This is a genomic window from Enterobacter sp. SENG-6, assembly GCF_001605945.1.
Taxonomy (GTDB): domain Bacteria; phylum Pseudomonadota; class Gammaproteobacteria; order Enterobacterales; family Enterobacteriaceae; genus Enterobacter; species Enterobacter cloacae.
The window spans coordinates 21,315-45,800 of record NZ_LOMM01000018.1; the positions used below are offsets into that span (position 1 = coordinate 21,315).

Annotated in this window: 20 protein-coding genes; 11 read left to right on the forward strand and 9 right to left on the reverse strand. The window is 56.3% G+C overall.

Annotated features, from left to right (window positions below; genetic code table 11):
* Nucleotides 1-30 precede the first annotated feature (30 nt).
* Together bcp and AX755_RS10330 are read right to left on the reverse strand one after the other, a co-directional pair.
* A complete protein-coding gene (gene bcp, locus AX755_RS10325; protein WP_062856723.1) occupies nucleotides 31-501 on the reverse strand; it encodes a thioredoxin-dependent thiol peroxidase in 471 nt (156 codons plus the stop codon).
* Entirely contained in the window at nucleotides 501-1,070 is a 570-nt protein-coding gene (locus tag AX755_RS10330) for a glycine cleavage system transcriptional repressor (protein WP_013098228.1), read from the reverse strand. The genes bcp and AX755_RS10330 overlap by 1 nt, the downstream gene beginning before the upstream one ends.
* A 145-nt stretch (nucleotides 1,071-1,215) precedes the next feature.
* Here AX755_RS10330 and dapA point away from each other — a divergent pair, with 145 nt between their 5' ends.
* From dapA to ypfH, 6 genes are all read left to right on the forward strand, one after another.
* Nucleotides 1,216-2,094, forward strand: a complete 879-nt coding sequence (gene dapA / locus AX755_RS10335) for a 4-hydroxy-tetrahydrodipicolinate synthase (protein WP_013098227.1) — start codon at nucleotides 1,216-1,218, stop codon at nucleotides 2,092-2,094.
* Between the two features lie 16 nt (nucleotides 2,095-2,110).
* Nucleotides 2,111-3,145, forward strand: a complete 1,035-nt coding sequence (gene bamC / locus AX755_RS10340) for an outer membrane protein assembly factor BamC (RefSeq protein WP_013098226.1) — start codon at nucleotides 2,111-2,113, stop codon at nucleotides 3,143-3,145.
* A gap of 109 nt (nucleotides 3,146-3,254) precedes the next feature.
* On the forward strand, nucleotides 3,255-3,968 hold the full coding sequence (purC, locus tag AX755_RS10345) for a phosphoribosylaminoimidazolesuccinocarboxamide synthase (protein WP_008501631.1): 714 nt from the start codon (nucleotides 3,255-3,257) through the stop codon (nucleotides 3,966-3,968).
* A gap of 119 nt (nucleotides 3,969-4,087) precedes the next feature.
* Nucleotides 4,088-4,957, forward strand: a complete 870-nt coding sequence (gene ypfJ, locus AX755_RS10350) for a KPN_02809 family neutral zinc metallopeptidase (RefSeq protein WP_062856724.1) — start codon at nucleotides 4,088-4,090, stop codon at nucleotides 4,955-4,957.
* Complete coding sequence (locus tag AX755_RS10355; protein ID WP_062856725.1) at nucleotides 4,957-6,930, forward strand: tRNA(Met) cytidine acetyltransferase TmcA; 1,974 nt, start codon at nucleotides 4,957-4,959, stop codon at nucleotides 6,928-6,930. Before ypfJ ends, AX755_RS10355 begins: the two co-directional genes overlap by 1 nt.
* A 73-nt stretch (nucleotides 6,931-7,003) precedes the next feature.
* A complete protein-coding gene (gene ypfH, locus AX755_RS10360; protein ID WP_045293425.1) occupies nucleotides 7,004-7,699 on the forward strand; it encodes an esterase in 696 nt (231 codons plus the stop codon).
* Between the two features lie 91 nt (nucleotides 7,700-7,790).
* On the opposite strand, the gene AX755_RS10365 is transcribed toward ypfH, so the two are convergent.
* Genes AX755_RS10365 through AX755_RS10375 form a run of 3 tightly spaced genes read right to left on the reverse strand, consistent with a single transcriptional unit; the run spans nucleotide 7,791 to nucleotide 9,501 of the window.
* Nucleotides 7,791-7,988: a YpfN family protein gene (locus AX755_RS10365; RefSeq protein ID WP_013098222.1), complete on the reverse strand. Its 198-nt coding sequence runs from the start codon at nucleotides 7,986-7,988 to the stop codon at nucleotides 7,791-7,793.
* Between the two features lie 24 nt (nucleotides 7,989-8,012).
* Entirely contained in the window at nucleotides 8,013-9,140 is a 1,128-nt protein-coding gene (dapE, locus tag AX755_RS10370; RefSeq protein ID WP_062856726.1) for a succinyl-diaminopimelate desuccinylase, read from the reverse strand.
* Between the two features lie 10 nt (nucleotides 9,141-9,150).
* Entirely contained in the window at nucleotides 9,151-9,501 is a 351-nt protein-coding gene (locus tag AX755_RS10375) for an ArsC family reductase (RefSeq protein WP_013098220.1), read from the reverse strand.
* A gap of 387 nt (nucleotides 9,502-9,888) precedes the next feature.
* Between AX755_RS10375 and ypfM the strand changes: the two genes are divergently transcribed.
* Nucleotides 9,889-9,948, forward strand: coding sequence for a protein YpfM (gene ypfM, locus AX755_RS25340; RefSeq protein WP_015572204.1), 60 nt, complete (start codon nucleotides 9,889-9,891; stop codon nucleotides 9,946-9,948).
* Nucleotides 9,949-10,059: 111 nt separating this feature from the next.
* Here ypfM and acrD read toward each other — a convergent pair whose 3' ends face one another.
* On the reverse strand, nucleotides 10,060-13,173 hold the full coding sequence (acrD, locus tag AX755_RS10380; protein WP_029882269.1) for a multidrug efflux RND transporter permease AcrD: 3,114 nt from the start codon (nucleotides 13,171-13,173) through the stop codon (nucleotides 10,060-10,062).
* A 146-nt stretch (nucleotides 13,174-13,319) separates the two neighbouring features.
* Nucleotides 13,320-15,008 carry a nitrate/nitrite two-component system sensor histidine kinase NarQ gene (gene narQ / locus AX755_RS10385; protein WP_062856727.1) on the reverse strand — a complete coding sequence of 563 codons (1,689 nt, stop codon included), beginning with the start codon at nucleotides 15,006-15,008 and terminating at the stop codon, nucleotides 13,320-13,322.
* A 152-nt stretch (nucleotides 15,009-15,160) separates the two neighbouring features.
* On the opposite strand from narQ, the gene aegA reads away from it, so the two are divergent.
* The 3 genes from aegA (at nucleotide 15,161) to AX755_RS10400 (ending at nucleotide 18,947) form a co-directional block, all read left to right on the forward strand.
* Nucleotides 15,161-17,137 carry a formate-dependent uric acid utilization protein AegA gene (gene aegA / locus AX755_RS10390; protein WP_058651780.1) on the forward strand — a complete coding sequence of 659 codons (1,977 nt, stop codon included), beginning with the start codon at nucleotides 15,161-15,163 and terminating at the stop codon, nucleotides 17,135-17,137.
* A gap of 67 nt (nucleotides 17,138-17,204) precedes the next feature.
* Nucleotides 17,205-17,798: a GDP-mannose pyrophosphatase NudK gene (gene nudK, locus AX755_RS10395; protein WP_062856728.1), complete on the forward strand. Its 594-nt coding sequence runs from the start codon at nucleotides 17,205-17,207 to the stop codon at nucleotides 17,796-17,798.
* 105 nt (nucleotides 17,799-17,903) lie between these two features.
* On the forward strand, nucleotides 17,904-18,947 hold the full coding sequence (locus AX755_RS10400; RefSeq protein ID WP_020689967.1) for a DUF1176 domain-containing protein: 1,044 nt from the start codon (nucleotides 17,904-17,906) through the stop codon (nucleotides 18,945-18,947).
* 42 nt (nucleotides 18,948-18,989) lie between these two features.
* Here the strand turns inward: AX755_RS10400 and tkt are convergent, their stop codons facing one another.
* Entirely contained in the window at nucleotides 18,990-20,978 is a 1,989-nt protein-coding gene (gene tkt, locus AX755_RS10405; protein ID WP_013098214.1) for a transketolase, read from the reverse strand.
* A 19-nt stretch (nucleotides 20,979-20,997) separates the two neighbouring features.
* On the reverse strand, nucleotides 20,998-21,948 hold the full coding sequence (tal, locus tag AX755_RS10410) for a transaldolase (protein WP_013098213.1): 951 nt from the start codon (nucleotides 21,946-21,948) through the stop codon (nucleotides 20,998-21,000).
* A gap of 246 nt (nucleotides 21,949-22,194) precedes the next feature.
* On the opposite strand from tal, the gene maeB reads away from it, so the two are divergent.
* A complete protein-coding gene (gene maeB / locus AX755_RS10415) occupies nucleotides 22,195-24,474 on the forward strand; it encodes an NADP-dependent oxaloacetate-decarboxylating malate dehydrogenase (RefSeq protein WP_013098212.1) in 2,280 nt (759 codons plus the stop codon).
* The last annotated feature ends 12 nt before the right edge of the window (nucleotides 24,475-24,486 follow it).

Genomic DNA, 24,486 nt, shown 5'->3' on the forward strand with positions numbered 1-24,486 from the left:
TAAGGCGAAGCCGCCACCCGACACTCACTGTCAGGCACTTTGTTTCAGCCAGTTCAGCACCACGTCGTGGTGGTTGCTGGTTTTGAAGTCGTCAAAGACATGTTCCACTTTACCGTCAGCGTCAATCAGGAAGCTGATGCGGTGAATGCCGTCATAGGTTTTGCCCATAAACGTCTTCTCGCCCCAGACGCCGAACTGCTCACAGACCTGATGATCTTCGTCGGAAAGCAGCGTGAAGTTCAGCAGCTCTTTTTCAGCAAATCGTGACAGCTTTTCTGGCTTATCGGTGCTGATGCCCAGCACTTCCACGCTGGCTTTTTTCAACTCGTCCATGTTGTCGCGTAAGCCGCAGGCCTGCACGGTGCAGCCCGGGGTCATGGCTTTCGGGTAGAAATAGACCAGAACACGCTGTCCCTGGAAGTCGGTCAAATTTACTTGCTCACCATCCTGATCCGGTAAGCTAAATTTCGGTGCGATGTCACCGGCTTTCAGTGGGTTCATTACTCAACTCCATCCTGTTCATGCTGCGAATAATTTACGACGCTTATACTGCCTTGCGCGTGTAATTCTGTACAGAGGGCTTTGAACGCTTGCTCGATATTTGACGCATCCTGTGATGCAGGACTGTGGGCGGTGATTTGAATAAAGAGGGTAGGAACGGCACTCTCATCAGCCGGTTGTGTGCGGGAAACCAGCTCGGCAATGTTCATCTGATGGCTGTCAAACAGCGCGGTAAAACGCTCGATCAGATGAGGGGAATCAGGAACTTCAACCTGTACCCAGACGGTGGCAGGCATGGCCGGACGCGGACGCGCATTGGTGCGTTTCATCACGATCAGCAAATCCAGCTCCGCGCCTTTTAGCGGCAGGGTAGATTCGATAAGCGTGATGGCGTTCCATGTCCCGGACAGCAGCATAATAAACGTGAACTCTTCGCCCAGCATCGCCAGACGGCTGTCCTCGATATTACAGCCGCAGCTGCTCACGTGGCGGGTAATGGTGTTCACGATACCCGGCCTGTCAGCACCCAGCGCAGTGATAACCAGGTAATGTTGTGATGAGGTTGTCAAACCTGTTCTTCCTTTGCTTGGTTAAGTCTTCCTAAGGAAAGCATAAAAAAAACATGCATACAACCGCCTGAGGGCCTCAGGTCGCTTGCTTTTATTACAGTTCCAAACGTACCATTGAGGCTCTTGTTCGCACAGAGGATGGCTCATGTTCACGGGAAGTATTGTCGCGCTTGTAACACCGATGGATGAAAAAGGTAATGTCTGCCGGTCAAGCATGAAGAAGCTGATTGATTACCATGTCGCCAATGGAACCTCGGCGATCGTTTCGGTAGGGACTACCGGTGAATCTGCAACGCTGAGCCACGAAGAGCACGGCGATGTGGTGATGTTGACCCTCGAACTGGCTGACGGACGTATTCCGGTCATCGCGGGAACGGGCGCGAATGCAACCGCAGAAGCGATCAGCCTGACCCAACGTTTTAACGACAGCGGCGTTGTTGGTTGTCTGACGGTCACCCCTTACTACAACCGTCCTACTCAGGAAGGTTTGTTCCAGCATTTCAAAGCCATCGCTGAACATACTGACTTGCCACAAATTCTGTATAATGTGCCGTCCCGTACTGGCTGCGATATGCTGCCGGAAACCGTTGGTCGTCTCTCGAAAGTAAAAAATATTATCGGGATTAAAGAGGCGACAGGGAACTTAAGCCGCGTTCATCAGATCAAAGAGCTGGTTTCAGACGACTTTATCCTGTTGAGCGGTGACGATGCGACCGCGCTGGACTTCATGCAGCTCGGTGGTCATGGCGTGATCTCCGTAACGTCGAACGTTGCGGCCCGCGATATGGCGGAAATGTGCAAGCTGGCGGCGGCAGGTCACTTTGATGAAGCCCGTCTCATTAATAAACGTCTGATGCCGTTGCACAATAAATTATTTGTCGAACCCAATCCGATCCCGGTGAAATGGGCATGTAAGGAGTTGGGACTTGTAGCAACCGATACGCTGCGTCTGCCAATGACACCGATTACCGACCACGGTCGTGAAATCGTCACTGCAGCGCTGAAGCATGCCGGTTTGCTGTAAAGTTTAGGGAGATTTGATGGCTTATTCAGTACAGAAGTCGCGCCTGGCGAAGGTTGCGAGTGTTTCGCTTGTTATGCTGCTCGCTGCCTGTAGTTCAGACTCGCGCTACAAGCGCCAGGTGAGCGGTGATGAATCCTATCTGGATGCGACCCCGCTTGCTGAACTTCATGCACCGGCTGGCATGATCCTGCCGATTCAGAACGGCGATTATAATATCCCCGTGACCAACGGCAGCGGCCCGGTGGGCAAAGCGCTTGATATTCGTCCGCCAGCACAGCCTCTGGCGCTGGTGAGCGGGGCGCGCACCCAGTTTACCGGTGATACCGCGTCTCTGATGGTGGAAAGCGCACGTGGCAGCACGCTGTGGCCACAGGTGGTGAGCGTCATTCAGTCGAAGAACTACACGATTGACAAGCGCGATGACGCCAGCCAGACGTTAACCACCGACTGGATCGAGTGGAACCGTCTGGATGAAGACCAGCAGTACCGTGGTCGTTATCAAGTCTCCGTTAAACCGCAGGGCTATCAGCAGGCGGTTACCGTTAAGCTGTTGAACCTGGAGCAGGCGGGTAAACCGGTGGCGGATGCTGCCTCTATGCAGCGTTACAGCACTGAAATGCTGAACGTGATTGCTGCGGGTCTGGATAAGAACGCCACAGACGCGGCTAACGCCTCACAGAACCGCAACGGCATGACGTTTGATGTCCAGAGCGGCGCGGATGATACCGGCCTGCCAATGCTGGTTGTTCGTGCGCCATTCAACCAGACCTGGCAGCGCCTGCCAGCGACGCTGGAGAAAGTGGGCATGAAGGTGACCGACAGCACGCGTTCAACTGGTAGCATAACCGCAACGTATAAGCCGCTGTCCGACAGCGCATGGCAGGAGCTGGGCGCACGCGATCCACAGCTCGCTTCCGGCGACTACAAGATTCAGGTAGGCGACCTTGATAACCGCAGTAGCCTGCAGTTTATCGATCCGAAAGGTCACACGCTGACCCAGTCGCAGAACGATGCGCTGGTCGCGGTCTTCCAGGCTGCATTCAGCAAATAAATACGAGGGCTGGTGAATCCAGCCCTTTTTATTTTCGTGCTACGCAAACGTGTGCGTGGCATAATATGCCCAGTTTTGAACACAAATCATCACACCAGGAGTAATCAAGATGCAGAAGCAAGCTGAGTTGTATCGTGGCAAAGCGAAGACCGTATACAGCACGGAAAACCCGGATCTGTTGGTGCTCGAGTTCCGCAATGATACGTCAGCAGGGGATGGCGCACGCATTGAGCAGTTCGATCGTAAAGGCATGGTGAACAACAAGTTCAACCACTTCATTATGACCAAACTGGCCGAAGCGGGTATCCCGACTCAGATGGAAGCGTTGCTGTCCGATACGGAATGTCTGGTGAAAAAACTGGATATGGTTCCGGTTGAGTGCGTCATTCGTAACCGTGCCGCGGGCTCCCTGGTGAAGCGTCTGGGCATTGAGGAAGGCATCGAGCTGAATCCACCGCTGTTCGATCTGTTCCTGAAAAACGACGCCATGCACGATCCGATGGTCAATGACTCCTACTGTGAAACCTTCGGCTGGGTGAATAAAGAGAACCTGGCGCGCATGAAAGAGCTGACCTACAAAGCCAACGACGTGCTGAAAAAACTGTTTGATGATGCTGGCCTGATCCTCGTCGACTTCAAGCTGGAGTTCGGTCTGTTCAAAGGCGAAGTGGTACTCGGCGACGAATTCTCACCGGACGGCAGCCGTCTGTGGGACAAAGAAACGCTGGATAAAATGGATAAAGACCGTTTCCGTCAGAGCCTGGGTGGCCTGATTGAAGCGTACGAAGCAGTGGCTCACCGTTTAGGCGTTAAGCTCGACTAACTCCCTCATCGCCAAAGGATGTTCATATCCTTTGGCGTCTTACCTTTGTTTCCTATGGTAATCTTGCCGTTAACCGCCTACGATCATAGCTATTATTAATGGAATAGTTCGAGGTAGTTATGCGCTGGCAAGGGCGTCGTGAAAGTGACAATGTAGAAGACAGACGTGGTGATAGCGGTGGCGGCCCTTCCATGGGTGGCCCCGGCTTCCGTTTACCCAGCGGAAAAGGCGGAATCATTCTGCTGATTGTGGTGCTGGTTGCGGGCTATTACGGGGTCGATCTCACCGGGTTAATGACCGGTCAGCCGCTGCAGCAACAGCAGCAATCTCAGCGCTCCATCAACCCAAATGAAGATGAAGCGGCCAAATTTACCTCCGTTATTCTCGCGACCACTGAAGACACGTGGAGCCAGCAGTTTGAGAAAATGGGGCGCAGCTACCAGCAGCCGAAGCTGGTGATGTACCGTGGTGCGACCCGCACCGGCTGCGGCACCGGACAGTCGGTGATGGGGCCGTTCTACTGCCCGGCAGACAGCACCGTCTATATCGATCTCTCTTTTTATGATGACATGAAACGCAAACTCGGTGCCGACGGTGATTTTGCTCAGGGCTACGTGATTGCGCATGAAGTGGGGCATCACGTGCAAAAATTGCTGGGCATTGAGCCTAAGGTTCGCCAGCTTCAGCAAAACGCCTCGCAGGCAGAGGTCAATCGCCTTTCCGTGCGTATGGAGCTGCAGGCGGACTGCTTCGCGGGCGTCTGGGGTAACAGCATGCAGAAGCAGGGCGTGCTGGAATCTGGCGACCTGGAAGAGGCGTTAAATGCCGCAGAAGCCATTGGTGACGACCGTCTCCAGCAGCAGAGCCAGGGCCGGGTTGTGCCGGACAGCTTCACTCACGGGACGTCAGAACAACGTTACACCTGGTTTAAACGCGGTTTTAACAGCGGTGACCCGGCGCAGTGCAATACCTTCGGTAAAGCCATGTAATGGTGGCGTTTGACCAACTGATTAGCCAGCTTGAGCGCACCGGCCAGCGTCGGCTGGTGGTGCTCAGCGGTGATGCGCAGTGGTCCCTGGCGCAGGCCGGGGCGCTGCGTGATACGCTTTCCGGGGATTGGGTGTGGCTGGATGAAAACCCTTCTCGGGAGATAAGCGGGCTGCTGGGGCGCGAGTTCCGGCATGCTGTTTTTGATGCCCGCGCCGGGTTTGATGTCTCAGCCTTTGCCGCCCTGAGCGGAACGCTGCGTGCCGGGAGCCTGCTGGTGCTGTTGGCTCCCCCGCTTGCGGTGTGGGCAGGCACGCCCGACAGTGATTCCCTGCGCTGGAGCGACAGCGCGGAACCCATTCCCACGCCGAATTTCATTCGCCACTTTTGTCAGACGATTACCCGCGATCCCGATGCAATCGTCTGGCAGCAAAACCAGCCGTTAACCCTTCCTCCGTTTCCTGATGCCCCTGACTGGCAACCCGCTAACGGCGCACCCCAGCGCGAGCAGGCGGAGATCCTGCAGGCACTTCGTGCAATGCCGAAAGGCGTTGCGGCCGTTACCGCCCCGCGCGGGCGGGGAAAGTCGGCGCTTGCCGGCATGCTGTTGAACAGCATTGAGGGCAGAGCAGTTGTCACCGCACCGGCAAAGGGAGCAACGGAGGTCATCGCACGGTTTGCGGGTGAACATTTTCACTTTATGGCACCGGATGCGCTGCTGGCCTCCTCACACCATGCCGACTGGCTGATTGTCGATGAGGCGGCGGCCATACCCGGCCCTGTGCTGGCGAAGCTGGTTGCGCGCTTTCCAAGGGTACTGTTAACCACGACGGTACAAGGGTATGAAGGAACCGGAAGAGGGTTTTTGCTTAAATTCTGCGCGCAGTTCAGCGCCCTGCAGCGTTATACCTTATCCACCCCCGTTCGCTGGGCTGCGGGATGTCCGCTTGAGCGGGTGGTCGCCAGCGCGCTGCTGTTTGACGACACGCTCATCGACCAGCAGCCGAAAGGAGAGGTGCAACTGACCTCTCTGGCCCCCGACGCATGGGAGCACACGCCTGCACTCGCCGCGAGTGTCTACGAGCTGCTTTGTGCGGCCCATTACCGTACCTCGCCGCTGGATCTGCGCCGTATGATGGACGCCCCCGGTCAGCACGTTGCCGTCGCGCAAACGGACCCGGTCATTGCGGGCGCGCTGTGGCTGGTAGACGAAGGCGGGTTAAGCCCGGCGCTAAGTCGCGCAGTATGGGCGGGTTTTCGTCGACCTCGCGGCAACCTTGTCGCGCAGTCTCTGGCCGCGCATGGCGGCACGCCTCTGGCAGCAACGCTGAAAGGTCGACGGATCACGCGCATCGCTGTTCACCCTCACCGGCAACGGGAAGGGATCGGCCGGGCGCTCATCCGCGAGGCCTGCGGGGAGGATTATCTCTCGGTGAGCTTTGGCTTTACCAACGCGCTGTGGCATTTCTGGCAGCAGTGCGGCTTTGTGCTGGTACGGATGGGCAGCCACCGCGAAGCCAGCAGCGGCTGCTATACCGCAATGGCATTATTGCCGCAAAGTGAGGCGGGGCATCGTCTGTGTGAACAGGCCCGGCTGCGCCTGCATCGCGATGCGCGCGTCTTATCATTGTGGAATGGCGAAAAGATCCCGGTGGCAGATGAGTGGGAAGCTACCCTTAATAGTGACGACTGGCTGGAGCTGGCAGGCTTTGCCTTTGCACACCGGCCCTTTGCTACGTCCGTTGCCGCATTGACGCGTTTGCTGCTCGCCGTCGATCTGCCGCTTCCGGCCCTGCGCGGTAAAATTGAGGCACGAAGAGAGGACGCTGCGCTCAGTGCTGAACTGTCGCTCACCGGGCGAAAAGCGGTGCTGGCAAGATTACGCGCTGAAACGGCGCAGGCCCTTGAATGTCTTGATAAATCACGCAGTCAGCAGCTCAAAAGCGACATTTTGCAATGGCAATTTTTTCAATGACTTCTTCAGTAAAGTGGCATGGTCATTCCCCCCGCAAGGCGTAGAATCCAGGTCATCAATTAAGGAGACCGCCATGAAACACGATCATTTTGTTGTTCAAAGCCCCGACAAACCGGCTAAACAGTTACTGCTGCTGTTTCATGGCGTTGGCGATAACGCCGTCAATATGGGAGAGATTGGTCGCTGGTTTGCACCTGTTTTTCCTGAGGCGCTGATTGTCAGCATCGGCGGCGTGGAGCCGTGTGGCCCTGGCGGACGGCAGTGGTTCTCCGTTCAGGGCGTGACGGAAGAGAACCGTCAGGCGCGTATTGATGCCATTATGCCGGTCTTTATCGAAACCGTGCGTTACTGGCAGCAGCAGAGCGGCGTTGGTGCCGACGCGACCGCGCTGATTGGCTTTTCACAGGGGTCAATTATGTCGCTGGAGAGCGTGAAAGCAGAGCCGGGTCTGGCTTCGCGCGTGATTGCCTTTAACGGCCGTTTCGCGACGCTACCGACGAGCGCGACCACGCAGACAACGATCCACCTGATCCACGGTGGCGAAGACCGGGTGATTGAGCTTTCGCATGCCGTAGCTGCCCAGGAAGCCCTGATCCGGGAAGGCGGGGATGTGACGCTGGATATCGTTGACGATCTGGGTCATGCGATTGACGATCGCAGCATGCAGTTTGCGCTCGACCATCTGCGCTATACCGTACCGAAGCACTACTTTGATGAAGCGCTCAGCGGCGGTAAGCCGGACGATGATGATATTGTTGAATTTATGTGATTATTTCCCCTCACCCTAACCCTCTCCCCTAAGGGGAGAGGGAACATGGCACCCCTCGCCCCTCTGGGAAGAGGGGCTGGGGGTGAGGGGATTACTTCTTCTGGTCTTTCTTTGGCCAGTCGTCGTCGTCATCCCACTTATCGTTAAAATCACGATGAGGCGGAAGATCCGGCTTGTTGGCGAGGAATTTTTTATGGTCAACGCGCTTAAGATCTTTAATCACGTTAAGCAATACGCCTACCAGAAACACTAACACCAGAATCCACCAGTACTTTGCAAGCCAATCCATTCGCTATTCCTCTCAGAGCGCTCGTCAGGCGACGATTTGCTCCATAATATGTTGATACATACGGGCCAGCAGTTGTAAATCCGCGGCATTTACACACTCATTGATTTTATGAATGGTCGCGTTCACTGGCCCCAGTTCGACAACCTGAGCTCCCATGCGTGCGATAAAGCGTCCGTCTGAGGTGCCACCCGTCGTCAGCAGTTGTGGCTTAATTTCATTATAGTGCTCGATGGCGTTCACCACCGCATCCACCAGTTTGCCACGCTGTGTCAGGAACGGCTGGCCGGAAAGCCACCAGTCCACGGTGTAACGCAGCTGATATTTTTCCAGCAGGGCGATAACGCGCGCTTTGATCATCTCATCGGTCAGCTCCGTGCTGAAACGGAAGTTAAACTGAACGAAACAATCGCCCGGGATCACGTTGTTGCTGCCGGTTCCGGCCTTCACGTTCGCAATCTGCATGCTGGTTGGCGGGAAGAACTCATTGCCTTTGTCCCACTCAATGCTCACCAGTTCACTCAGCATCGGCGCTGCGCGGTGAACTGGGTTATCGGCCAGATGCGGGTACGCCACGTGTCCCTGTACGCCGTGAATGGTCAGGTTACAGGTTAACGAACCGCGGCGGCCATTTTTCACCACATCGCCCACCACCTCGGTGCTGGACGGCTCGCCGACCAGACAGTAGTCCAGACGCTCGTTGCGGGCCATCAGGGCCTCAACCACCTTGACGGTGCCGTTATGGGCGCTGGCTTCTTCATCAGAGGTAATGAGAAACGCGAGACGGTTTTTATGGTTCGGGTGCTGGGCGACAAAGCGCTCAGCCGCCACAACCATTGCCGCAAGGGAACCTTTCATGTCTGCGGCACCGCGGCCAAACAGCATGCCATCGCGGATGGTTGGTTCAAACGGAGGGTTGATCCAGCGGTCCGCATCACCTGCGGGAACCACGTCGGTATGCCCGGCAAAGGCCAGCGTTTCGCCCTGGCCACGCCACGCCCAGAAATTCTGGGTGTCGCCAAAATCCATACGCTCCACGGTAAAACCGATGGCACGCAGGCGCTCAATCATTAATGCCTGACAACCTGCGTCGTCCGGGCTAAGGGAAGGACGGCGAATAAGCTGCTGAGTCAGCTCAATGACCGGGCATGACATAAACTACACCTCAACGAAAAAAGTCGGAATAAAGGGTTTCACTGAAACCCAGCAGCATAGGCTGCCCGGGCGCGCAGAGCAATGGGCGTTTGATGATTGCTGGCATTTCAAGCATCAGATTTGCTGCGCTGTTGGCATCCTTGATGCTGGCGCGCAGTGATTCGTCCAGCTTGCGCCAGGTCGTGCCGCGGGTGTTCAGCAGCGCTTCCCACCCCAGTTCGTTAATGGCGGTATGCAGAAATTCTGCATCAAGCCCATCGGCACGGTAATCGTGGAAGCGGTACTCGACGTTGTTAGCTTCGAGCCAGCGGCGGGCTTTTTTGATCGTGTCACAATTTTTAATGCCGTACATGACAACCATGTTGAATCCTTTTGTTCTTATGACCATTAAATGTTCAGTAAATTCGAAGATATATCCTTAAACGGAATATAACACATTCAGAAACGCTCTGGATTAACACCTCTTTTTAATTCAACTCACACCTGTACGCTGAATATTCTTTCATCATTTAAGCATAGATGTCCATCAGGTATAAATTGCCTGTAAACTCAGCGGGTAAAATAAAACTCACCCGTGCGTAGGGTTATTTCAAAATATTGCTGGCCGTCACACAAAATTTAAGGTTCTCCGTTCATATTTATCATAAATCCAGCGCGCAGACGGGGTACAATCACAGCAATCGGTTAAATTGTCTTCACAATGATGATACGTTTTCGTAGAATGCGCATAATAATAAGAGAGGTTGTTATGATTGAACGTGAACTGGGGAACTGGAAAGATTTTATCGAAGGCATGCTTCGTAAATGACATTCAGTAAGAATTGCAAGAGCACTTAAATAAGTAAAATAACCATAGTGTGAATTAATCGCACAGTAAAAAGGCGGCCTACTGAGCCGCCTTTTTTTTATTTTCATTATCTTATTCAGGCCGTTCCTTGAGCGGGAAGCGGCGACGTACCAGCACGAAGAACAGCGGCACAAAATAAATGGCCAGGATCGTGGCTGAAATCATTCCTCCCATGACGCCTGTACCTACCGCATGCTGGCTGCTGGAGCCTGCACCTGAGCTGGTTGCCATTGGTAACACCCCGAAGACAAACGCCAGCGAGGTCATCAGGATTGGACGTAAGCGCTGACGGCAGGCATGCAGCGTGGAAGCCATCAGTTCATGGCCTTTCGCATTCATCTCATTGGCAAACTCAACAATCAGGATGGCGTTTTTCGCCGACAACCCAATCACGGTGAGCAGCCCCACCTGAAAGTAAACGTCGTTCTCCAGACCGCGCATCCAGGTGGCGAGCAGCGCGCCGATCACGCCAAGCGGCACCACCAGCATGACCGAGAACGGGACTGACCAGCTTTCATACAGCGCCGCAAGACAGAGGAAGACCACCAGCAGCGAAAGCGCGTAAAGCGCGGGAGCCTGCGCCCCGGAGAGCCGCTCCTGATAAGACATGGCCGTCCACTGCAGACCAAAGCCAGCGGGCAGCTGTTGCACCAGCTTTTCCATGGTGTCCATCGCCGTACCGGTGCTGACGCCCGGCGCGGCTTCACCGACGATCTCAACGGCGGAATAGCCGTTATAGCGCTCCAGACGCGGAGAACCGCTCTCCCAGTGCGAGGAGGCGAAGGCGGAGAACGGCACCATGCCGCCCGCATTGTTGCGGACATACCAGCGGTTAATATCGTCCGGCAGCATGCGGTATGGCGCGGCGGATTGCACATACACTTTTTTAACTCGACCGCGATCCATAAAGTCATTCACATAGCTTGAACCCCACGCCGTTTGCAGGGTGTCGTTAATATCGTCGATGGAAACGCCCAGCGCCTGCGCCTTACGCTGATCAATATCCACCTGCAGCTGCGGGCTGTCATCCAGACCGTTGTGACGGACGCGGGTCAGACCCGGATCTTTACCGGCCAGCTCTAACAGCTTGTCGCGTGCCGCCATCAGCGCCGTGTGGCCCGCACCGGCATGGTCCTGCAACTCCATGTCAAACCCGGCAGAACTGCCGAGACCGCTGATGGCCGGTGGGCTGCTGGCAAAAACGCGAGCCTCTTTGATACGGGAGAAGGCTTTGGTCGCGCGTTCGATAATGGCAAACGAGGTGCCCGTTTTCGTATCGCGTGCGTCCCAGTCTTTCAGGCGCACAAACATACGTGCAACGTTCTGCCCGTTCCCGCCTGGGCCGGAGCCGACGGTGGAGAAGACCGACACCACGTTATCTTTCTCTTTGGTAAAGAAGTACTGCTCCACCTTCTGAACTACCTTCAGCGTTTGCTGCTGTGTTGACCCGCTCGGGAGCTGCACCGAAGTGATGAACATCCCCCGGTCTTCCTGCGGCAGGAACGAAGTCGGCAGATGCAGGAACAGCCACACCATACCGCCCAACAGCACAACGTAAATCATCATCCAGCGCAGGCTGCGGTGCAGCACCTTGCCGACGGCGGTTTCATAACGCGCAGCACTGCGGTTGAACATGCGGTTAAACCAGCCAAAGAAGCCCTTCTGACCGTGCTGCTCCCCTTTATGTAGCGGCTTGAGGAGGGTGGCGCAGAGGGCAGGCGTGAGGATCAACGCCACCAGCACCGAGAGCACCATTGCGGAGACGATGGTGATTGAAAACTGACGATAAATGGCGCCGGTTGTGCCGCCGAAAAACGCCATCGGGATAAAGACCGCCGAGAGCACCATCGCGATGCCAACTAACGCCCCCTGAATTTGTCCCATCGATTTACGCGTGGCCTGACGCGGGGAAAGCCCTTCCTCGCTCATGATGCGCTCGACGTTTTCGACCACCACGATGGCATCGTCCACCAGCAGGCCAATCGCCAGCACCATTGCAAACATCGTCAGGGTGTTAATGCTGTAACCAAACGCGTAAAGCACCGCGAAGGTACCCAGCAGCACCACCGGAACGGCAATGGTCGGGATCAGCGTTGCGCGGAAGTTTTGCAGGAACAGGTACATGACCAGGAAGACCAGCGCGATCGCTTCCAGCAGCGTTTTCACCACATCTTCAATAGAGGCTTTAACGAAGGAGGTGGTTTCGTAGGCGACTTTATATTCCAGCCCGTGGGGAAAATAGTGCGACAGCTCATCCAGACGATCCAGCACCAGCTGCGCGGTGGCCATTTCATTGGCCCCGGAGGCCAGTTTTACCCCCAGACCGGAGGCCGGGTTACCGTTAAAGCGGCTGAGATAATCATATTTCTCTGCCCCCATTTCTACCGTGGCGACATCGCCCAGGCGGACCTCTGAACCATCCTGATTTACGCGCAGGGTAATGTTGCGAAACTGCTCCGGGGTCTGAAGCAGCGACTGTGAGTTAATGGTGGCATTCAACGCTTGTTTATCGACGGAGGGCGTTCCCCCCAGTTGTCCCACAGCAATCTGGGCGTTCTGGGATTTAATGGCATCCGTCACGTCGGTTGCCGTCATCTGGAAGCTGTTCAGCTTATTCGGATCAAGCCAGATACGCATTGAATACTGAGAGCCGTAAGCATCGATATCACCGACGCCGTTAATACGGCTGAGGGGATCCTGAATATTACTGGCGACGTAGTCCGCAATGTCCTGCTTATCCATGGAGCCGTCGGTAGAGACAAACGCAATAGTCAGGATGTTGGTGTCACCGGTTTTGCGCACGGTAACCCCCTGATTCTGCACCGCCTGAGGCAGTTTACGCATCGCCGACTGCAGCTGGTTTTGCACCTGCTGTACGGCTTCGTCCGGATCCGTACCGGCGGTAAAGCTCAGGGTGACGGTCGCCTGGCCCGTGGCGCTACTCTGCGAGGACATGTACATCAGGTTATCCAGACCCGTCATGTTCTGCTCGATAACCTGCGTGACGGTATTTTCCAGCGTTTGTGCTGAAGCTCCGGGGTAGTTTGCCGTGACGCGCACGTTTGGTGGTGCCAGGTCGGGATATTGCTCAACAGGAAGTGAAGTAATGGCAAGGACACCTGTCAGACACAACAGTATGGCAAGTACCCAGGCAAAAATGGGGCGATCGATAAAAAAATTCGCCATGAAAATGAGACCTCGTTTTGCTGCACGTCATTATTGTTTATTGCCCGCATCACTTTAGCGGCAAGACGAAGACCAAACGTGGAGAAATAAAGGAGATAGTGTAAATTATCATGCGCTTTTCTCTGCGCTTCACCTTTTACCGTTATTTACCTCCCGGCCCCGTTTGTCGGGAAGATCACGCTCACCAGCGTCCCCCCGTTTTGCGGCTGGGAAAAGTGCAGCGTTCCGCCAAGTCGCGCCGCCCGTTCGCGCATAATATTCAGCCCGTAATGTCCCGGCGGCTCGCTGGCTTCGCCAATCCCGATACCGTTATCGCGAATGCTAACGCTGTGGGTGCCGTCAGCAGACGTCACGCAGCTGACGGTTATCTCGCTGGCCTGTGCGTGCTTCATCGCATTCAACACCGCTTCACGCACGATCTGCAGCAAATGCACCTGTTTCTGGGCATCCAGCGCCAGCGAGGAGAGGCGGCAGTCGAGGTGCAGCTTTGCCTGCGTCTGGCTCTGTAACCCGTCCAGTGACTCCTGTAGGGCCGCGGGCAGATTGGCGTGGTTAAGCGTCAGGCGGAAGGTGGTAAGCAGTTCCCGCAATTGATGCCAGGCGTTGTTAAGCTCGCGGGAAAAGTCGGTGATAATGGTCTGCGCCGGGGTATTTTCCTGCGGGATAGCGCGTTTCAGCAGCGCCAGCTGAATACGTAAATACGACAGTACCTGCGCCAGGGAATCGTGCAGCTCGCGGGCGATCGTCGCGCGTTCTTCCATCAGCAGCAACTGCTGGTAGTGCTTTTGCGCCTGGTTGAAATACAGTCCGCGTCCGAGCATTGTCGCCACGCTTTCCATCAGCGGCAGAGGAACGTGGCCCGTCTCGCTTTGCCAGCGTAATTCCCCGTACAGGGTATCCTGCATCAGCACGGGCAGCGTTCGGACAGGGCTCCCGTTTGATTCGATACCCTCACTGAGCCGCCAGTCGTCGCTGGTGCGCAACTCCAGGTAGTTCATCTGCGTGTACTCATGCACTATCTGCAAAATATGCCGGAAACAGTGGCTGTCTATCTGGCCGGTATTCAGTGCCTGAGAGCATTTAAACAGCATCTCGAGTTGCTGATGCGCCTCATTCAGATGCTGCGTCTTTTCCGCTACGGAGTGTTCAAGCGAGCGATACAGCGTATGCAGCTCGGCAGACATGTGGTTGAACGCCCGGGAAAGTTGGCCCAGCTCGTTTGGCAGCGCGGTATCCGGTGCAGGCGTATCGAATTGCCCCCGCTCAATGCGCTCGCTGGCCGCCACCAGATTATTCAGCGGTAACACCACCTGGCGGCGGATGCGTCGCAGGGTAAAGATCGTCAGGATCAGGATGCCCATCCCGCCCGCCAGGGAGATCAGAATCACCGCCCGGATTTTATGTTCGGTGTAGTGCTGAAGGGCGAGCACAAAGGCGTCAATCCGGCCGACAAAGTCTTCAATGTGGGCCTGATACCACCCGATATCGCCGCGAGCGATGTGGTTGTCCATCTCCTGCCATGCCAGATGCAGTTGCTGATAGCGCGCCTTAACATCGTCCGGCACGTACCAGCGGCTCAGCTTCTGTAGCGCAGGGGCGCTCAGCGTCTGCTGCCAGCTCTCGCGATGCGCCGCCAGGGCGTCGCTGTTGCGTTGCATCTCATAGCCCAGACGGTAGCTCTGCATTCGCAGGGAACCGGCAATATTGATGGCTTCTGCATCCCGCTGGCTGCTGGCAAGCGTGAACAGTGCGACGGTGCTGGTCAGAACGGACAGCACGATAATGGAAATGAAAGCCCGGGCCAGGCTTCCGGAAACGGGTCGTTTAACGGTCACAGAACAGCTTCCTGAAAAAAATTGATCTGCCACAGGTTCACTGGAGATAGTTCGGCTTCCTGGGCATTTGTACATTGCCTGATAGCGCCGCCGTGGGTAAATACAATATTCCTATAAAGAATAAGGTTATTGAACCAAAAACAGGTGTCGTTATGAATCGTTTTATTATGGCCAACAGTCAGCAGTGTATAGGGTGCCGTGCCTGCGAAGTGGCCTGCGTGATGGCGCACAACGATGAACAACACGTGCTGAGCGAACGCCATTTTCATCCCCGCATCACTGTCCTGAAATCTGGCGCGAAGAGCACGCCTGTAACCTGCCACCATTGCGAGAATGCGCCCTGCGCGCAGAGCTGCCCTAACGGGGCCATCAGCAAATGCGATGACAGCGTACAGGTGAATCAACAAAAATGCATTGGCTGTAAAGCCTGCGTGGTTGCCTGTCCGTTCGGCACGATGGAGATCGTTGTTACGCCTCTCGACAAGGGCAACGTAAAAGCCTCGGCGCATAAATGCGATCTTTGCCACACGCGCCCACAGGGCCCGGCCTGCATCGAAAATTGTCCGGCACAGGTGCTTACCCTGGCGACGCCCGCCGTACTGAATAACCTGGCGAAAACCCGCCGCCAGCGCACCGCCCGTCAGGAGGCGCAGCCCTGGCACGGCGAGGCGGTAAGGCCAGACCTGCCGCACACCCGCCTTGAGCAGATGAGAAACACACCGCGACGCGGGGAGCCGGATAAACTCGCCGCGAGTGCACGCGTCAGCCATTTTCAGGAGATCTACCTGCCGTTTCGGGCAGAGCAGGCCGCGCGTGAGGCATCGCGCTGCCTGAAGTGCGGCGAACACAGCATTTGTGAATGGACCTGTCCGTTGCACAACCATATCCCCCAGTGGATTGAACGCGTTAAAGCGGGGGATATCGCCGGGGCGGTTGAGCTTTCACACCAGACCAACTGTTTACCTGAAATTACCGGCCGCGTCTGCCCGCAGGACCGATTATGTGAAGGCGCCTGCACCGTGCGTGATATCTCGGGCGCGGTGACCATTGGCAACATCGAGCGCTATATCTCTGACCAGGCGCTGGCGATGGGCTGGAAGCCGGATCTGAGCGGCGTGACACCGGTTGATAAACGTGTGGCGGTGATCGGCGCGGGGCCTGCGGGGCTTGCCTGTGCCGACGTGCTGGCGCGCAGCGGCGTGCGCGTCACGGTCTATGACCGGCACCCGGAGATTGGCGGCTTGCTGACGTTTGGTATCCCGGCCTTTAAGCTCGATAAATCGCTGCTCGCACGGCGCAGGGAGATATTCACGGCCATGGGGATCCAGTTCGTTCTGAACTGCGACGTCGGACAGGATGTGCCGCTGTCACAGCTGCAACGCGAATACGATGCACTGTTTATTGGTGTGGGAACCTATCGTTCCATGAAAGCGGGTATCGCACATGAAGATGCGCCCGGCGTCTATGACGCGTTACCTTTCCTGGTGGCAAACACCCGCCACGTGATGGGGCTTGAGGCAACAACCAAAGAGCCATTTATCGATACCCGGGGGCTGAACGTGGTGGTGCTCGGCGGGGGCGATACCGCCATGGACTGTGTCCGCACCGCGTTACGTCACGGTGCGGCGAAGGTAACCTGCGCCTACCGCCGGGATGAAGCCAATATGCCGGGCTCGAAAAAAGAGGTGAAGAATGCGAAGGAAGAGGGCGCCGCGTTTGAGTTTAACGTTCAGCCCGTGGAGTTAACTCTGGCACCTGACGGACAGGTCAACGGCATTCGCATGCTGCGTACCGAACTCGGCGAACCGGATGCTCAGGGCCGTCGTCGGCCGGTACCGATAGCGGGGAGCGAATTTGTGATGCCTGCGGATGCGGTGATCATGGCATTTGGTTTCAATCCGCATGAGATGCCGTGGCTGCAGGCGCAGGGCGTGGAGACGGATAGCTGGGGACGAATTATCGCCTCGGTGGAGAGCCGCTATCGCTATCAGACCTCTAACCCGCAAATTTTCGCAGGCGGTGACGCCGTACGCGGCGCAGATTTAGTGGTCACCGCCATGGCGGAAGGGCGACATGCTGCGCAGGGTATCCTCGACTGGCTGGGCGTCAGCGCGTTAAAAACGCATTAAATCGGGTGGGCGACAAAGCGGGGTTCACGGCGTAATATAGGCAGACTCATTGTGTCGTGGAGCCCGTATGACCCTGAAAATTGACGTTATCAAAGACAAAATCCTTTCTGATAATTACTTTGTCCTGCGTAACATCACCTATGATTTAACGCGTAATAACGGGGACGTGATCCGCCACAAACGTGAGGTTTACGACCGCGGCAATGGGGCAACCATTCTGCTTTATAACCGTGAAAAGCAGAGCGTGGTGCTGATCCGCCAGTTCAGGGTGGCGACGTGGGTCAATGGCAATTCGGACGGACGGCTGATTGAAACCTGCGCAGGTCTGCTGGATGACGATGAGCCGGAAGTGTGTATCCGCAAAGAAGCCATCGAGGAGACAGGCTTTGAAGTGGGTGAGGTTAAAAAAGTTTTCGAACTGTTTATGTCACCCGGCGGCGTGACGGAAATCGTCCATTTCTTTATTGCCGAATACAGCGATGCGCATCGTATCCATCAGGGCGGTGGCGTGGAAGATGAAGATATCGAGGTGCTGGAGATACCGTTTGTCCAGGCGCTGGAGATGATCCGTTCCGGGGAAATTAAAGATGGTAAGGCTGTAATATTACTGCAGTATTTACAAACAACCGGGCTGATGGATCCCTCTTTCGAACGGATGTAGTTTGTTTTTCGGATAAATCTATCCGATAAATCCGATTGAGCAACCCCGGCGGGAACACGAAGATACTGCCCAGTTAAGCGTTTTCGTTCCGGGATTGTGCCATTCATGCGCTACTGCGTTTTTATTTTTTTCCTGATTTGTGTGCTCCCCGCACCGCGGGTGTGGGCTGCGCCTGCACAGCAATCATTCTCAGACTGGCAGGTGACCTGCAATAACCAGAATTTTTGCCTGGCACGCAACACCGGTGAACACCGTGGTCTGGTGATGACGCTTAGCCGCAGCGCTGGCGCGAAAACCGATGCCTCGTTACGTATCGATCTCGGCGGTCTTTCAGACCCGTCTGTCAAAGAGCCTGCAATTGCGCCGCGCCTGCTGCTTGATGGGGTGCCCGTGACACTGGAGCGCCAGCACTGGCAGTTAACGCCATGGCATCTGAAAACGGACGATGCTGCGACCATCACTGCATTTCTTAAGCATATCCAGGAAGGGAAAGCGCTAACCCTGCGTGATGGCAAGCAGGCGATCTCCCTCAGTGGCCTGAAAGCGGCGCTGTTGTTTATCGATGCGCAGCAAAAGCGCGTCGGCAGTGAAACCGCCTGGATTAAAAAAGGTGACGATCCGCCGTTAAGCGTGCCGCCCGCACCGGCCCTGAAAAAGGTGGCGGTTGTGAATCCCACCCCGACACCGCTCTCCCACAGCGAACTGAACGATCTGCTGGATTATGGTACCTGGCGGATGAATAACAGCCAGTGCTCGCTCGACCCCAACCGTCGGGAAGTGCGCGTCACTGCGCTTACCGATGACAAAGCGCTGCTGATCGTCAGTTGCGAAGCGGGGGCGTATAACACCGTCGATCTGGCCTGGCTGGTATCACGTAAAAAACCGTTTTCTTCCCGTAGCGTCAGGCTGCGTCTGCCGTTTACGCCGTCCAGCGGCAGCAGTGAAATGGAGTTAATGAACGCTCGCTTTGATGAGAAAACGCGTGAGTTGACCACCCTGGCGTTAGGGCGGGGGATTGCCGACTGCGGTATCCAGACGCGCTGGCGCTTTGACGGCCAGCGCTTCCGTCTGGTGCGTTATGCCGAGGAGCCCAGCTGCGATAACTGGAATGGGCCAGATGCCTGGCCCACGTTGTGGATCACACGCTAGTTTTGCCCGGTAAGCGTAGCGTCACCGGGCACGCAGGCCGCACTAAAGCACGCTTAACGCCTTCTCAACGACGTTCTCAACGGTAAAACCGAAATACGGGAACAGCTTGTCGGCCGGCGCCGATTCACCGTATCCCCGCATGCCGACAATGGCCCCTTTCAGCCCGACATATTTGTACCAGTAGTCGGCAATACCCGCCTCAACTGCCACGCGGGCCGTCACGCTGGATGGCAGGACCGATTCACGATATGCCTCATCCTGCGCGTCAAAGATGTCGGTTGAAGGCAGGGAAACCACGCGCACCGCGTGACCTTCGGCAGTCAACTTCTCCGCCGCTTTGACGGTAATCTCCACCTCGGAACCGGTGGCAATCAGGATCACATCCGGCTTGCCGCCGCTGTCCTTCAGAATGTAACCGCCACGGGCAATGTCTTTCACCTGCTCCGGCGTGCGTTCAATCTGCGCCAGGTTCTGACGTGACAGGATCAGCGCCGTCGGTCCGTTATGGCGCTCTACTGCCAGCTTCCAGCCCACCGCGGCCTCGACCTGATCGCACGGACGCCAGGTGCTGAAGTTTGGCGTCAGGCGCAGGCTCGCCAGCTGTTCAACGGCCTGGTGGGTTGGCCCGTCTTCCCCAAGACCGATGGAGTCATGGGTGTAAACCATAATCTGCCGCGCTTTCATCAGAGCCGCCATGCGTGCGGCGTTACGGGCGTATTCCACAAACATCAGGAAGGTGGCGGTGTAGGGGACAAATCCCCCGTGATGAGCGATACCGTTGGCAATGGCGGTCATGCCGAACTCGCGTACGCCATAGTGAATATAGTTTCCGGCGATATCCTCTTTCAGCGATGTCGAGCCAGACCAGATGGTCAGGTTGCTGGGGGCCAGATCCGCCGAGCCGCCCAGCAGCTCAGGCAGGATTGGGCCAATCGCATTCAGGGTGTTTTGCGACGCCTTACGGGTGGCGATTTTGGCCGGGTTAGATTGCAGGTTTTCAATCAGCGCCTGCGTTTTCTCTTCCCAGTCCTCCGGTAGCCCTCCGCTCATGCGGCGGGTGAATTCGGCCGCCAGCTCCGGGTAGGCCTTTTTGTAGGCGGCAAATTTCTCGTTCCAGGCGTGCTGGGCCTTTTCACCCTCTTCACGGGCATCCCATGCGCGGTAAATCTCTTTCGGAATTTCGAACGGCGGATATTTCCAGCCCAGTTTCTGACGGGTCAGCGCCACTTCCTCATCACCCAGCGCCGCACCGTGCGCCTCTTCTTTACCTGCTTTGTTCGGCGAACCAAAGCCGATAACCGTGCGGCAAATAATCAGCGACGGTTTGTCCTTAACGCTTTGCGCTTCCTGAATCGCTTTTTTCACCGCCTCGGGATCGTGGCCGTCAATTTCATGCACCACATGCCAGTGGTAGGCCTCAAACCGTTTTGCCGTGTCGTCGGTAAACCAGCCCTCGGTTTCCCCGTCTATGGAGATGCCGTTGTGGTCATAGAAGCCAATCAGCTTGCCCAGCCCCAGCGTGCCCGCGAGCGAACAGACCTCATGGGAGATCCCCTCCATCAGACAACCGTCACCCATAAAGACGTACGTGTAGTGATCGACGATGTCATGCCCCGGCTGGTTAAACTGCGCACCCAGCGTGCGTTCCGCGATGGCCAGCCCAACGGCGTTGGCTAAACCCTGTCCCAGCGGCCCGGTGGTGGTTTCCACCCCAGGCGTATAGCCAATCTCCGGGTGGCCGGGGGTTTTCGAATGCAGCTGGCGGAAGTTTTTCAGCTCTTCGAGCGGCAGATCGTAGCCGGACAAATGCAGCAGGCTGTAGAGCAGCATCGACGCGTGGCCGTTAGAGAGAATAAAACGGTCGCGATCGTACCAGGTGGGGTCGTTAGGGTTGTGCTTCAGGAAATCATTCCACAACACTTCGGCAATATCTGCCATGCCCATTGGTGCGCCAGGGTGGCCGGAATTGGCTTTTTGCACGGCATCCATGCTGAGGGCGCGAATGGCATTGGCTAACTCTTTACGGGACATAGTTCACTCCGTGGCAAGGTTAAAGTTTGGCGGCGAGAAGATCTTCAAGTTTGCGCTGGTCGACGGCGAACTGGCGGATGCCGTCCGCCAGTTTTTCCACGGCCATTGGGTCCTGATTGTGCTCCCAGCGGAATTCCGCTTCGGTCATGGCTTTCGGTTTGGGCAGTACGGTGGAGGTCGGCACCAGTTTACGGATCACCGTCTCTTCTTTGTCCTGCAGCTTTTTCAGCAGGTCAGGGGAGATGGTCAGGCGGTCACACCCTGCCAGCGCCAGGATCTGCTCGGTGCGGCGGAAGCTGGCCCCCATTACGATGGTTTCGTAGCGGTGCTGCTTGTAATAGTCGTAGATATTACGTACCGACTTCACGCCCGGGTCTTCCTCGACCACGTACGGATCCATCGGCTGTTTTGCCTGATACCAGTCGTAGATGCGCCCGACGAATGGTGAGATCAGGAATACGCCCGCTTCGGCACAGGCGCGCGCCTGCGCAAACGAGAACAGCAGCGTCAGGTTGCAGTGGATCCCCTCTTTTTCCAGCACTTCCGCCGCGCGGATGCCTTCCCAGGTGGAGGCGAGCTTAATCAGAATGCGTGATTTGTCGATCCCCTGCTCCTGGTAGAGTTCGACGAGGCGGCGGGCTTTATTGATGCTCTTCTCTTTATCGAAGGAGAGGCGGGCGTCGACTTCGGTGGAGACGCGCCCCGGGATGCTTTTCAGAATTTCCGCACCGAAATTAACCGCCAGCTTGTCGCTGGCTTCGGCAACCTGTTGTTCCTGGGTTTTGCCGCGCTGTTTGCCATAGGCAATGGCGTCATCAATCAGATGACTAAAATGGGAAAGCCCTGCCGCTTTGAGTAGCAGCGACGGGTTGGTGGTTGCGTCTTCAGGCTGGTAGTGCCGAATCGACTCGATATCGCCGCTGTCTGCAACCACGGTAGTGAATTGTTTGATGCCGTCAAGTTGGTTCATAAGTCATGACTCCTTGAAAATAAAAGCGTTAGACGAGTGCGTTAGTTCACACTTCTGGAAAAATCATGATGGACTTAACAAAAAAGCATAGCAGACGGGGGAGGCATTGCTTTTGAGACGGGTAACATGGCTGTTATAAATTGATAACAATTTTTAATGTGTGATGGTGAGAGTTTGGCAGCCTTCAAAGTTTATGCCGCAGCCTGCGGCGATACTATCTGACCGATACGTAAAAGGAATAACAAGATGGACGATCAGTTAAAACAGAGTGCCCTCGATTTTCACGAGTTTCCTGTCCCGGGTAAAATTCAGGTCTCCCCGACAAAACCGCTGGCAACCCAGCGCGACCTGGCGCTGGCCTACTCGCCGGGCGTGGCGGCACCGTGTCTCGAAATTGAAAAAGATCCGCTGGCCGCTTACAAATATACCGCGCGCGGCAACCTGGTCGCCGTGATCTCTAACGGTACGGCGGTGCTGGGCCTGGGCAACATTGGTGCGCTGGCCGGTAAGCCTGTGATGGAAGGGAAGGGCGTTCTGTTCAAGAAATTCGCCGGTATCGACGTGTTTGATATCGAAGTGGACGAACACGATCCCGATAAATTCATCAACGTCGTGGCGGCGCTGGAGCCGACCTTTGGCGGTATTAACCTCGAAGACATCAAAGCGCCGGAATGTTTCTACATTGAGCAGAAACTGCGTGAACGTATGAACATTCCCGTGTTCCATGATGACCAGCACGGGACGGCGATTATCAGCACCGCCGCCATTCTTAACGGCCTGCGCGTGGTGGAGAAAAATCTTTCTGACGTGCGCATGGTAGTCTCCGGCGCGGGTGCGGCGGCCATTGCCTGTATGAACCTGCTGGTGGCGCTCGGGATGCAGAAACACAACATTGTGGTCTGCGACTCCAAAGGCGTGATCTACAAAGACCGCGAGCCTAACATGGCGGAAACCAAAGCAGCCTACGCGGTGGACGACGACGGCAAGCGTACGCTTGAGGATGTCATTGACGGCGCGGATATCTTCCTGGGTTGTTCAGGCCCGAAAGTGCTGACCCAGGAGATGGTGAAGAAGATGGCGCGTGCGCCAATGATTCTGGCGCTGGCGAACCCCGAGCCGGAAATCCTGCCGCCGCTGGCGAAAGCGGTGCGTGAAGATGCCATCATCTGTACCGGTCGCTCCGACTACCCGAACCAGGTGAACAACGTGCTCTGCTTCCCGTTCATCTTCCGTGGGGCGCTGGACGTAGGCGCGACGGCCATTAACGAAGAGATGAAGCTCGCGGCGGTGCACGCCATTGCGGAACTGGCACACGCTGAGCAGAGCGAAGTGGTTGCTTCAGCCTATGGCGATCAGGATCTGAGCTTTGGCCCGGATTACATCATTCCAAAACCGTTCGACCCGCGTCTGATTGTCAAAATCGCGCCAGCGGTTGCGAAAGCGGCAATGGACTCCGGCGTGGCGACGCGCCCGATAACCGATTTCGATGCTTATGTGGATAAGCTCACCGAGTTTGTCTACAAAACTAACCTGTTTATGAAGCCGATTTTCTCTCAGGCTCGTGCCGACGCGAAGCGGGTGGTGCTGGCGGAAGGGGAAGAGGCGCGCGTGCTACATGCCACGCAGGAGCTGATCACCTTAGGGCTGGCGAAGCCGATCCTGATTGGCCGCCCGAGCGTTATCGAGATGCGTATCCAGAAACTTGGCCTGCAGATCAAGCCGGGCGTTGATTTTGAGATCGTTAACAATGAATCCGACCCGCGCTTTAAAGAGTACTGGAGCGAATACTACGCGATCATGAAACGTCGCGGGATCACTCAGGAGCAGGCGCAGCGGGCGGTGATCAGCAACACCACGGTGATTGGCGCAATCATGGTTCATCGCGGCGAGGCGGATGCGCTGATCTGCGGCACCATCGGTGATTACCACGAGCACTTCAGCGTGGTGCAGGAGATCTTCGGCTATCGCGACGGGGTGCACACGGCCGGTGCGATGAACGCGCTGCTGCTGCCAAGCGGTAACACCTTTATCGCCGATACCTACGTCAACGACGATCCAACCCCGGACGAGCTGGCGGAGATCACCGTGATGGCGGCTGAAACCGTGCGTCGCTTTGGTATCGAACCGAAGGTGGCGCTGCTGTCGCACTCTAACTTCGGCTCCTCTAAATCTGCGGCGGCCTGCAAAATGCGACAGACGCTGGAGCTGGTTCGCGAGCGCGCACCGGAGTTGATGATTGACGGTGAGATGCACGGCGACGCCGCGCTGGTGGAGAGCATCCGCAATGAACGTATGCCAGACAGCCCGCTGAAAGGCTCAGCGAATATCCTGATTATGCCAAACGTGGAAGCGGCGCGTATCAGCTACAACCTGCTGCGCGTCTCGAGCTCTGAAGGGGTGACCGTGGGGCCGGTGCTGATGGGGGTGGCAAAACCGGTGCATGTGTTAACGCCAATTGCGTCTGTACGCCGTATCGTGAATATGGTGGCGCTGGCGGTGGTTGAGGCGCAGACGCAGCCGCTGTAAGCGCGTGGTGTC

Coding starts and splice junctions, on each gene's coding strand:
- bcp (WP_062856723.1), bottom strand. CDS start 501: ATGAACCCACTGAAAGCCGGTGACATCGCACCGAAATTTAGCTTACCG.
- dapA (WP_013098227.1), top strand. CDS start 1,216: ATGTTCACGGGAAGTATTGTCGCGCTTGTAACACCGATGGATGAAAAA.
- bamC (WP_013098226.1), top strand. CDS start 2,111: ATGGCTTATTCAGTACAGAAGTCGCGCCTGGCGAAGGTTGCGAGTGTT.
- purC (WP_008501631.1), top strand. CDS start 3,255: ATGCAGAAGCAAGCTGAGTTGTATCGTGGCAAAGCGAAGACCGTATAC.
- ypfJ (WP_062856724.1), top strand. CDS start 4,088: ATGCGCTGGCAAGGGCGTCGTGAAAGTGACAATGTAGAAGACAGACGT.
- AX755_RS10355 (WP_062856725.1), top strand. CDS start 4,957: ATGGTGGCGTTTGACCAACTGATTAGCCAGCTTGAGCGCACCGGCCAG.
- ypfH (WP_045293425.1), top strand. CDS start 7,004: ATGAAACACGATCATTTTGTTGTTCAAAGCCCCGACAAACCGGCTAAA.
- AX755_RS10365 (WP_013098222.1), bottom strand. CDS start 7,988: ATGGATTGGCTTGCAAAGTACTGGTGGATTCTGGTGTTAGTGTTTCTG.
- dapE (WP_062856726.1), bottom strand. CDS start 9,140: ATGTCATGCCCGGTCATTGAGCTGACTCAGCAGCTTATTCGCCGTCCT.
- AX755_RS10375 (WP_013098220.1), bottom strand. CDS start 9,501: ATGGTTGTCATGTACGGCATTAAAAATTGTGACACGATCAAAAAAGCC.
- acrD (WP_029882269.1), bottom strand. CDS start 13,173: ATGGCGAATTTTTTTATCGATCGCCCCATTTTTGCCTGGGTACTTGCC.
- aegA (WP_058651780.1), top strand. CDS start 15,161: ATGAATCGTTTTATTATGGCCAACAGTCAGCAGTGTATAGGGTGCCGT.
- nudK (WP_062856728.1), top strand. CDS start 17,205: ATGACCCTGAAAATTGACGTTATCAAAGACAAAATCCTTTCTGATAAT.
- AX755_RS10400 (WP_020689967.1), top strand. CDS start 17,904: ATGCGCTACTGCGTTTTTATTTTTTTCCTGATTTGTGTGCTCCCCGCA.
- tkt (WP_013098214.1), bottom strand. CDS start 20,978: ATGTCCCGTAAAGAGTTAGCCAATGCCATTCGCGCCCTCAGCATGGAT.
- tal (WP_013098213.1), bottom strand. CDS start 21,948: ATGAACCAACTTGACGGCATCAAACAATTCACTACCGTGGTTGCAGAC.
- maeB (WP_013098212.1), top strand. CDS start 22,195: ATGGACGATCAGTTAAAACAGAGTGCCCTCGATTTTCACGAGTTTCCT.